Source organism: Pseudomonas sp. EMN2 (assembly GCF_009650555.1).
GTDB classification, from domain to species: Bacteria; Pseudomonadota; Gammaproteobacteria; order Pseudomonadales; family Pseudomonadaceae; genus Aquipseudomonas; species Aquipseudomonas sichuanensis.
Map to the genome: position 1 here is coordinate 18,929 of NZ_VZZR01000079.1, position 8,478 is coordinate 27,406.

At 66.1% G+C, this 8,478-nt stretch carries 11 protein-coding genes; 3 read left to right on the forward strand and 8 right to left on the reverse strand.

Annotation, left to right across the window (positions count from 1 at the left end; all coding sequences use genetic code 11):
- Positions 1-3: 3 nt before the first annotated feature.
- The 4 genes from phnE to F6X61_RS21365 are packed head-to-tail and all read right to left on the reverse strand — an operon-like array spanning position 4 to position 3,234.
- Positions 4-771: a phosphonate ABC transporter, permease protein PhnE gene (gene phnE / locus F6X61_RS21350; RefSeq protein ID WP_153788417.1), complete on the reverse strand. Its 768-nt coding sequence runs from the start codon at positions 769-771 to the stop codon at positions 4-6.
- Positions 768-1,595: an ABC transporter permease gene (locus F6X61_RS21355; RefSeq protein WP_153788418.1), complete on the reverse strand. Its 828-nt coding sequence runs from the start codon at positions 1,593-1,595 to the stop codon at positions 768-770. The genes phnE and F6X61_RS21355 overlap by 4 nt, the downstream gene beginning before the upstream one ends.
- The gene (locus tag F6X61_RS21360; protein ID WP_153788419.1) at positions 1,589-2,383 is read right to left on the reverse strand and encodes a phosphonate ABC transporter ATP-binding protein; all 795 of its coding nucleotides are present in this window, start codon (positions 2,381-2,383) and stop codon (positions 1,589-1,591) included. The genes F6X61_RS21355 and F6X61_RS21360 overlap by 7 nt, the downstream gene beginning before the upstream one ends.
- Entirely contained in the window at positions 2,380-3,234 is an 855-nt protein-coding gene (locus F6X61_RS21365; RefSeq protein WP_153788420.1) for a putative selenate ABC transporter substrate-binding protein, read from the reverse strand. The genes F6X61_RS21360 and F6X61_RS21365 overlap by 4 nt, the downstream gene beginning before the upstream one ends.
- Before the next feature lie 122 nt (positions 3,235-3,356).
- On the opposite strand from F6X61_RS21365, the gene selD reads away from it, so the two are divergent.
- Entirely contained in the window at positions 3,357-4,391 is a 1,035-nt protein-coding gene (gene selD, locus F6X61_RS21370) for a selenide, water dikinase SelD (protein ID WP_153788421.1), read from the forward strand.
- The gene (mnmH, locus tag F6X61_RS21375) at positions 4,391-5,503 is read left to right on the forward strand and encodes a tRNA 2-selenouridine(34) synthase MnmH (RefSeq protein WP_153788422.1); all 1,113 of its coding nucleotides are present in this window, start codon (positions 4,391-4,393) and stop codon (positions 5,501-5,503) included. The genes selD and mnmH overlap by 1 nt, the downstream gene beginning before the upstream one ends.
- Before the next feature lie 78 nt (positions 5,504-5,581).
- Here the strand turns inward: mnmH and F6X61_RS21380 are convergent, their stop codons facing one another.
- From F6X61_RS21380 to F6X61_RS21395, 4 genes are all read right to left on the reverse strand, one after another.
- A complete protein-coding gene (locus F6X61_RS21380) occupies positions 5,582-5,998 on the reverse strand; it encodes a hypothetical protein (RefSeq protein WP_153788423.1) in 417 nt (138 codons plus the stop codon).
- Positions 5,999-6,001: 3 nt separating this feature from the next.
- Positions 6,002-6,442, reverse strand: a complete 441-nt coding sequence (locus F6X61_RS21385; RefSeq protein ID WP_256671394.1) for a Panacea domain-containing protein — start codon at positions 6,440-6,442, stop codon at positions 6,002-6,004.
- A 140-nt stretch (positions 6,443-6,582) separates the two neighbouring features.
- On the reverse strand, positions 6,583-6,969 hold the full coding sequence (locus F6X61_RS21390; protein ID WP_153788425.1) for a lysozyme inhibitor LprI family protein: 387 nt from the start codon (positions 6,967-6,969) through the stop codon (positions 6,583-6,585).
- A gap of 33 nt (positions 6,970-7,002) precedes the next feature.
- On the reverse strand, positions 7,003-7,923 hold the full coding sequence (locus F6X61_RS21395; protein ID WP_153788426.1) for a LysR family transcriptional regulator: 921 nt from the start codon (positions 7,921-7,923) through the stop codon (positions 7,003-7,005).
- Positions 7,924-8,014: 91 nt separating this feature from the next.
- On the opposite strand from F6X61_RS21395, the gene F6X61_RS21400 reads away from it, so the two are divergent.
- On the forward strand, positions 8,015-8,478 hold a 464-nt coding region (locus F6X61_RS21400; protein WP_153788427.1), incomplete at its 3' end, for a DMT family transporter.

Consider the following 8,478-nt stretch of genomic DNA (forward strand, 5'->3'; position numbering starts at 1 on the left):
GGTTCAGGCGCGCACGTAGCGCTGGCGCAACAGGTCGCTGAAGGCATCCACCAGCAGCACCAGCACCAGCATGGCGATGATCACCGTGCTGGCCTGGGCCTCCTGGAACAGGCTCAGGGTGGTGTAGAGCATCTGCCCCAGGCCGCCTGCGCCGACAAAGCCCAGCACGCTGGCCATGCGGATGTTGTTCTCCCAGCGGTACAGGCTGTACGCCAGCAACTGCGGCCACAGGTTGGGCAAGGTACCGAAGCAGAACGCCGCCACCTGGCTGCCGCCCTGCAGGCGGATCGCCGCCACCGGTTCAGGCGGCGCATTTTCCAGCGCTTCGGCGAACAGGCGGCCGAGCACCCCAGCAGTGTGCAACGCCAAGGCCAGGGTCCCGGCATTGGGCCCGAGCCCTGCGGCCAGCACGGTCAGCGCTGCCCAGACCAGTTCAGGGATGGCCCGCAGCGCATTGAGCAGCAGCCGCGTCGCCCCCTGCAAGGGCCAACCGAAGCGGCCTGCGGCCGGCAGTGCCAGCAGCAGGCCGAGGACCATCGCCAGCAAGGTGCCCAGCCCGGACATGGCCAAAGTTTCCAACGCGCCCCAGCCCACCGCGCGCAGATGCCCGGCGGACAGGTCCGGGTACAGGAAGCGCCCGGCGTACTCGCCCATCTGCGCCAGCCCGCCATTACCGACCACCGCCTGCATGTCCAGCTCAAGGTAGGCGAACGAGGCCAGCACCGCGGTAACGATCGCCAGCAGCACCAGCAGGTTGATCGCCCGGTTCATGCCAACCTCCCGCGCAGCAGGCGGCTGAGGATATCGGCGAGCGTCACCAGCGCCAGGAACGCCAGCAGCATGCTCGCCACCTCGGCACCGGCGAACATGCGCATCGACAAATCGATCTGCTGCCCCAGGCCGCCGGCGCCGACGAAGCCCATCACCACCGAGGCCCGCACCGCGCACTCCCAGCGGTACACGGTGTACGACACCACTTCGGCCGCCGCGTTGGGCAGGATGCCGTAGCAGAAGGCCGCCAGCCGCCCGCTGCCGGCTTGCATCAAGGCGTGGGCCGGGCGCTGGTCGACCGACTCGAAGATTTCCGCATAGACCTTGCCCAGCATGCCGCTGTAGGTGATGGCGATGGCCAGCACCCCGGCGGTCGGCCCCAGGCCCACGGCGCGCACGAACAACAGCGCCCAGACGATCTCCGGCACGCTGCGCAGAAACACCAGAAGCCCCCGCACCGGCAGGCGCAGGGTGCGCGACCAGCCACCTGCCCTGCCGCCCCGGGACGCCGCACGCAGCGACAGCGCACGGCTTGCCAGCAGGCTGGCCGGCAGCGCCAGCAACAGCGCCAGGGTCATCCCGGCGGTAGCCACGGCCAAGGTCTGCAAGGTGGCCTGCCACAGCAGGCCGAGAAATTCGCGGTCATGGGCCGGCGGCCAGAAGCCGGCGACGAAGCTGGCCATCTGCTGACGGTTTTCTGCCTGCAGCAACACACCGGGGTTCAATTCGCTCAACTGCAACCCTGGCCACAGCAAAGCCAGGCACAGCAGCGTCACCAGCAGGCGCGGCAACGCCGCCGGATCGCGGGCGTCCGTATTCAGCATCGCGGGATCTGCACGGTCAGGGTCGGGCCTGGGGCAACAGGTGACCCAAGCTGTTCGTTGGCATAGAGCGCATCGAGCAGGCCTTGGGTCACCGCCGTGGCCGGGCAGTCGAAGGCCACCTGGCCCTCGCGGATACCGACCACGCGCGGGAAGTGCGCCAATGCCAGTTCCACGGCATGCAGGCTGGCCACCAGCGTCACGCCCTGAGTCACGGCGTGGCGGTTGAGCAGGGCCAGGCTGTGATCAGCCAGCACCGGGTCCATCGCCGACACCGGCTCGTCGGCCAGCAGTACCTGCGGCTGCTGATACAGCGCCCGGGCGATACCGACCCGCTGCAACTGGCCACCGGACAACTGACCGCACTGCACGAAAAGCTTGTCCGCCAGGCCGAGCTCGGCCAGCACCTGGCGCACGCCAGGCACATCGCTCGGGTGCAGCAGGTTGAGCAGGCCACGCAAGGTGCTCCACTGCCCCAGGCGCCCGGCCAGTACCGCCGTCACCACCCGCTGGCGGGGCGGCAGCGGCGGCGCCTGGTGCACCAGCGCCACCCGCGCACGCAGGCGCTGGCGGGCGCCCGCAGACAGTGCCCAGGGTTGCGTTTGCAGCAGTTCCAGGCGCCCGCCGCTGGGTTGCACAGCCGTGGCCATCAAGTGCAGCAGGCTGGATTTGCCGGCTCCGGACGGGCCGATGATCGCTACCCGCTCGCCGGTTTCGATACGCAGGTCGACTGCGTGCAGGGCCTGGACCTGGCCATGGCGCAGGCCGGCCCCTTGCAGACGGATACTCACTTGAGCAGGCCGGCCTCACGCGCGGCTTGCTCGGTGCCCTGGTAGTTCTCGGGCTTGGTCTCGATGAAGCGGCTGGCGGCCTGTAGGTCGAGGATCACCTTCTGCTCAGGCTTGGCCGGGTCGAGAGCGAGGAAGGCCTGCTTGATCTTTTCCTTGAGCGCCGGGTCCATGTTGCCGCGCACGGTCCAGTTGTAGTCGTAGTAGGTCGGGGTGGTGGCGAACACTTTCACCTTGCTGGTATCGACCTTGCCGGCATCGACCAGCTTCTGCCACACGCTCGCATTGAGCACGCCACCATCGACCTTGCCGGCCGCCACCCAGGCCACGGTGGCGTCGTGGGCACCGGAGTAGGCAACGCGGCTGAAGTAGTCCTCCGGCTTGATGTTGTCTTCTTTCAACATGAAGTAGCGCGGCATCAGGCTGCCGGAGGTGGACGAGATCGAGCCGAAGGCGAAGGTCTTGCCCTTGAGGTCCTTGAGGCTCTTCACCTCGGGGTTGGCGGTGATGAACTTGCTGGTGAACTGGGCGTCCTGCTCACGCTGCACCAGCGGCGTGGCGGTCGGATCCTTGAGGTGCACCTGGACGAAGGTGAAGCCCCCCAGCCAGGCCAGGTCCAGGCGGTTGCTGGCCAGCGACTCGACCACCGCCGGGTAGTCGGCGACCGGGACGAACTTGACCTCCATCCCCAGCTGCTTCTCGAGGTATTCGCCCAGCGGCTTGAACTTGCGCAGCAGTTCGGTCGGCGCTTCATCGGGGATGGCGCTGACCCGCAGTACATCGGCGGCCTGGGCGGCGACGGCGCAGCAGGACAGCACGAGGCCGGCAGCGAGTGCCAGAGGGCGTTTGAGCATGGGGGTTCTCCGGTTCAATAGCGGGGAAGGTGCGGCGATGGCCGACGCAGTGGAATTATAAGAGCCGCTGGCGCAAAGGCCAGCTTTGCTACAATCGCGCCACTATTTGTGCAGAGGTGCGTATGAGCGAGCCGATTCGTCTGACCCAGTACAGCCACGGCGCCGGTTGTGGCTGCAAGATCTCCCCCAAGGTGCTGGACGTGATCCTCGCCGAGAGCGGCACCCAGGCCCTGGACCCGAAGCTGTGGGTCGGCAACGCCTCGCGCGACGACGCCGCCGTGTACGCCCTGGACGACGAGCGCGGCGTGGTCTCGACCACCGACTTCTTCATGCCCATCGTCGACGACCCCTACGACTTCGGCCGCATCGCCGCCACCAACGCCATCAGCGACATCTACGCCATGGGCGGCGACCCGCTGATGGCCATCGCCATCCTCGGCTGGCCGGTCAATGTGCTGCCGCCGGAGGTGGCCCGCGAGGTGATCCGTGGCGGCCGCGCCGTGTGCGCCGAAGCCGGCATCCCGTTGGCCGGCGGCCACTCCATCGACGCCCCCGAGCCGATCTTCGGCCTGGCCGTCACCGGTGTGGTGAGCAAGCGTCACCTCAAGCGCAACGACACCGCCAGCGTCGGTTGCCGCCTGTACCTGACCAAGCCGCTGGGCATCGGCATCCTCACCACGGCCGAGAAGAAAGCCAAGCTGCGTGACCAGGACCGTGGCCTGGCCCGCGACTGGATGTGCACCCTCAACACCCCGGGCAGCCGCTTCGGCAAGCTCGACGGCGTCAAGGCCATGACCGACGTCACCGGCTTCGGCCTGCTCGGCCACCTGGTCGAAGTCGCCGAAGGCAGCCAGCTCACCGCACGCCTGCAGTTCACGGCCGTGCCACGCCTGCCCAGCGTCGACCACTACCTGGCCGAAGGCTGCATCCCCGGCGGCACGCTGCGCAATTACGAAAGCTATGGGCACAAGATCGGCGCCCTGACCGACGATCAGAAACACCTGTTGTGCGACCCGCAAACCAGCGGTGGCCTGCTGGTGGCGGTCAGCCCTGAAGGCGAAGCCGAGTTCCTGGCCGTGGCCGCCGAGCTGAACCTCGCACTGGCACCGATCGGTGAGCTGGTGGAGCGACAGAGCCACGCAGTCGAGGTGATTTGATGCGCCCCGACTGCACCGACCTGAAACAGCTGTTCCTCGACGACGTGCCGATGATGGACATGCGCGCCCCGGTCGAATTCAACAAGGGCGCCTTCCCCGGCGTGGTCAATCTGCCGCTGATGACCGACCAGGAGCGGCAGAAGGTCGGCACCTGCTACAAGCAGCAAGGCCAGGCCGCCGCCATCACCCTTGGCCACCAGTTGGTCAACGGCGCGGTGAAGGCGCAACGTCTGGAAGCCTGGGCGGCGTTTGCCCAGGCCCACCCCGACGGCTACCTGTATTGCTTCCGTGGCGGCCTGCGCTCGCAGATCGTCCAGGGCTGGCTCAAGGAAGCCGGCATCCAGTACCCCAAGGTGGTCGGTGGCTACAAAGCCATGCGCACCCTGCTGCTGGAAACCACCCAGCAGGCGGTCGAACAGTGCGACTTCGTGCTGCTGGGCGGCCTCACCGGCACCGGCAAGACCGACGTGCTGCACCAGCTGGACAACGTGCTGGACCTTGAAGGCCATGCCAACCACCGTGGTTCGAGCTTCGGCAAGCGCGCCACCGCGCAACCGGCGCAGATCGACTTCGAGAACGCACTGGCAATCGACGTGTTGAAGAAACGCGACCGCGGCATCGGCCAGTTCGTGCTGGAAGACGAAGGCCGCATCGTGGGCAGTTGCACGGTGCCACTGGAGCTCTACCAAGGCATGCAGCACTACCCGCTGGTGTGGCTGGAGGACAGTTTCGACAGCCGCGTGGCGCGTATCCTGCGCGATTACGTGACCAACCTGTGCGCCGAGTTCGTTGCGCTGCACGGTGAGGAAGACGGCCGCCGGCTGTACGCCGAGCGCCTGAGCCAGAGCATGGCCAATATCCACAAACGCCTGGGCGGCGAGCGTTTTCAGCGGTTGTCCGCGCTGCTTGGCCAGGCCCTCGACGAGCAGTTGCGCAGCGGTGATGTGAGCCTGCACCGGGGCTGGATCGAAGGGTTGCTCAAGGAGTACTACGACCCGATGTACGCCTACCAGCGCGACGCCAAGGCCGAGCGGATCGAATTTGCCGGGGATGCGCGGGAGGTGCGCGAGTACCTCAAGGCCCGGGCCCGGCGCACCTCGCGTATCAACTGAATCGCGGGGCAAGCCCGCTCCCACGCCACCCGTGCTAGGTGTCGTGGGAGCGGGCTTGCCCCGCGAAGGCTGCGGACATCAGTGGTTGTAGAGTTTGAACTGTCGATCGATCCAGATCACATGAAACACCCGGCCACTGCGATAGCCGACCATCGCCACCAGGTCATAGGCCCTGAACGCCAACAGTCGAACATCCTCGGTAAGGAATGAGGGCAGTGCAGCCTTGATGCTGCCATGGGCGATGGTCTCGGTTCCGTAGCCGTGCCGGTGCAACTGCCGGATGTCCCGCCAGGTGCGCTGGCTGATCTGACGCAGCCTCTGCAGCATCTTGGCGCGCTCCAGTTGCTGGCAATCTTCAATGCACCATCCCGGTTGCAGGTATTCCAGTGAAAATACCGGGGGCTTCAACTCGGAGTCATCCGCATCGATAGCGACTTGCCGCGCTTTGATCTGGGCGCTACGTGCGTCTCGTTCCTTGATCCGCTTGCGTGCCATGGTTCAGTTCACCAAGTGATTCCTGAAATACCGCTGCATCTCGTGCCGAGGTATTTCCCGGCTGAATGCGCCCTCCCGATAGTTGTCCCGCCAAGGGTCTTCCTCGTGGGTCAACTGGCGAAGCTTCCAGGCGGAATACTGGCCATACACTTCGAACACCTCTGCGATCAGCCGCGACTGCTCGCGGGAGAACATCGTGGGTTCGAACAGAGCCGGTGCGGGGATGGGGTTGGAGCCGTATTGGCTGAAGCAGCGATACAGCTCGGGGACCACCGGGCCATGCATCCAAGCTTCGATACGGTCCTCGAACAGTGGCTCGCCAAGCAGCGCCAGGCTGAAACCCTGGGCGTAATAGACCAGCTTCTGCAGCTTGAGATTGGAGATTTCGCCGGCCTCACCTTCCAGCGTGAGGAAGTGATTGGCGACATCGATGCTGTGAGGCATGACACCCTCCCATAGATAATGAGCCATCCCGGCAGGGCAATCGTTGCCCTGCCGAAGCTGTACAAAAATACAGCTCGAAGCGCATTGATGAAACCCGCAGGAAAGCCTGTGACAACACCAATCTGTAAGCTGATGCTGCATCACTGCCCAGGGCTGAGCACCCGCTCCAGCTCCGCCGCGCGGTCCTTGCTCATGTCCATCACGCACATCGCCCCTTCGATGCGATAAAGGCTGCCGTCGCTCAGCTTGCCGTGGAACGCACAGTTGCCGTCGCGGTATTTGATCCAGCTGCGCTGCACCTCGCGCAGGTCCTTCTGCTGCTGGCCCTCGAGCTTGGCCATCAATTGCTTGTAGACACGGTTCAGGCGCTCATCCTGCAGTTTGGTCTCGGCCTGGATGCAGGCGCCTATCGCCACGGTGCTGGAAGCCTTGTCCATGCACTGGGTGTAGCTGGACGAGTAGTCTTCGGCCTGGGCCGCAGTAATGGCCAGCAGGGTGCTGCCGGCAAGCAGATAACGCTTGAACATGGGTAGTCCTTTCACGGGTGGTCGGCGCACAGCCTAGCACTCGGCCAATGCCGGGGCCGTACACAAAGTCTGAAGTTGCCTGCGCAGCCAACGGTGCCCGGCATCCCCCTCGCGGCGCGAATGCCAGGCCTGGCAGAAAGTGAATGGCGCGATGGCCAGCGGTGGCGGGAACTGGCGCAAGGCAGGGTCCAGGCGGGCGCCCACCAGGCTGCGGCGGGCCACCGTGAGCACCAGATCGGTACCGGCGAGCAGCCCCTGGGCGGCCCCCCAGTGCGGCAGGCTCAGGGCGATGCGGCGGCGCGCACCGAGCACGCCAAGGGCCAGGTCTATTTCGTTGTCGATCCCCGGGCGCACCGCTACCAGCACATGGGGGCGGGCCAGCCACTGGGCAAAGTCCAGCCCGCCACGCGGCGGGAGCGTGCCACGGTCAGCCAGGCAGACGAACGATTCCTCGAACAGCACTTGCTCGCAGACCTCGGCCGGCAACTCGGGAAACACCCCCAACGCCAGGTCGGTCTCGCCATCGATCAGTTGCCCGAGCATCGCCTCGCGGCTGCCCTGCGACACCACCAGGTCGATGCCCGGCGCCTGCTCGCGCAACAGCCGCATCAATGCCGGCAGCACCACCCGCGCGCCGTAGTCCGACATCGCCAGGCGGAAAGTACGGCGCGCCCGGCCCGGCTCGAAGCCAGGGCTGCCGAGCAGGCCATCGAGCTGTTGCAGCGCCTGCTGCAAAGGCTCGCGCAGGGCTTCTGCGCGGGCGCTCAGTTGCAACCCACCGCCCCGGCGAACCAGCAATGGGTCGGCGAAAATCTCGCGCAATTGGGCCAGCGCGTGGCTGACCGCCGGTTGGCTGCGGTGCAGGCGCAGAGCCGCCCGCGAAACATGCCGCTCGCTGAGCAGAGCATGCAGGGTGAGCAACAGGTTGAGGTCGATGCGGCGCAAATCATCCATGGAACGAATACAGCCTTTGCAGAATTCGAATTTCCATCATTCAAGTGCATATCACAGACTGATACCAGTGTTTCGCACAGGAGTAGACACCATGCCCAACAGCCTTTTTGCCGCCCTGCCCTTGCTGATCGCCCTGCTTGCCGGCGCCGCCGTGCCCTTCCAGGCAGGCAGCAACGCCGCCCTTGGGCGCTTGCTGGGTCACCCGTTGTGGGCGGCAGGGGTGTCGTTGCTGGTCAGCCTGCTGATGCTGGTACCCGCCCTGCTGCTGATGCGTGCGCCGCTGCCGCAGGTGCAGAACCTCGCCCAGGCGCCGTGGTGGACGTGGTTCGGCGGGGTCGCCGGGGTGCTTTACATCACCGCTGCGCTGGTGCTGACACCACGCCTTGGCGCTGCCGGCTTCATCGTTTGCGTGGTGGCCGGGCAAGTGCTGTCGTCGCTGTTGATCGACCAGTTCGGGTTGATGGGGTTGCCGGAGCGGCCAGTCAACCTGCTGCGCCTGGCGGGGGTGGGGATGATCGTGGTGGGGATGCTGGTGGTGCAGTGGGGCACAGTGCG